Source organism: Stenotrophomonas maltophilia group sp. Smal13, from assembly GCF_030236855.1.
In the GTDB taxonomy this organism is placed as follows: Bacteria; Pseudomonadota; Gammaproteobacteria; order Xanthomonadales; family Xanthomonadaceae; genus Stenotrophomonas; species Stenotrophomonas maltophilia_A.
This window is the reverse complement of the sequence record NZ_JASJSQ010000178.1, coordinates 1-885: the sequence shown is the minus strand read 5'-3', so window position 1 is coordinate 885 and position 885 is coordinate 1. Positions and strand designations below refer to the sequence as shown.

1 protein-coding gene is annotated in these 885 nt (G+C 62.4%); it reads right to left on the bottom strand.

Annotation, left to right across the window (positions count from 1 at the left end; translation table 11 throughout):
- Nucleotides 1-686: transposase (locus tag QRO95_RS25245; protein WP_285303757.1), on the bottom strand; the 686-nt coding region annotated here is incomplete at its 3' end.
- Nucleotides 687-885 lie beyond the last annotated feature (199 nt).

The following is an 885-nucleotide window of genomic DNA, read 5'->3' as shown; positions in this document are numbered from 1 at the left end:
GGCCGGGGATCCAGGCCGGTGCAGGCGATCCACGCGTTGGCGTTGGCCAACGGCCAGCGCGTCATGTAGTAAATCAGGTGAGCGGCGACGGCGGGGCCGATACCAGGGATGGTCAACAGGCGCTTGTAGAGCGTGCCATGCTCTCCATCGCGACCCAAGCGCTGCAGTTCGCTTTCCAGCTCGGACAGCGTCCCAGCCAGAGCGCAGAACAGATCTGACAGCTCCCCGGGGGCACTTTTGCTTACCCCGAAGGATTGCTCCAGGCGCGCGCGTGTCTTTACCAGCGTCTGCCGCTTGCGCAGCAAATCGTGCATCTGCTGCTGCTCGTCGGTACGCGGTACGTATTCACGCAGGCGATCGTTCTCCTTCTTCACGTACCGGGCGATCGCTTCGGCGTCCATGGCGTCCGTCTTGCCACGCGAGCCCGTCGCCCGGCCGTAGTGCTTGATCAGACGTGGATTGATCACATAGACAACGTGGCCTGCCTGGCCAGCCATCCGAGCCAACAACTCGTAGTACCGCCCCGTCGCCTCCATGCCAATCCGGCATCGCTGGGGCAAGGTGTTGAGCCACTGGGCTATGCCGGCCCGGGTGTTGGCGATCCTGTCGCCGGCCTTGCGGTCGGCCACTGCCGGTACGAACTCCTTGGAGTCCACGTCCACGCCAATATCGAGAGAATCAGACATTTGTACGGCTCCCAGCTATCTTTAAGGGGCTGGGGTGGTACCGCACCGACGTTAGCTTGCCTACATCGACGATCCCCTTTGGGGGCCGTACGATCCTTTATCGACGTTCGTGTGCGGGATGGGGATCGCTCGACTCGTCTGTCGGCTAGTATCCGCAGATGCATGCTTGACGGTCCCTCCACCCTGGCTCCTACATACC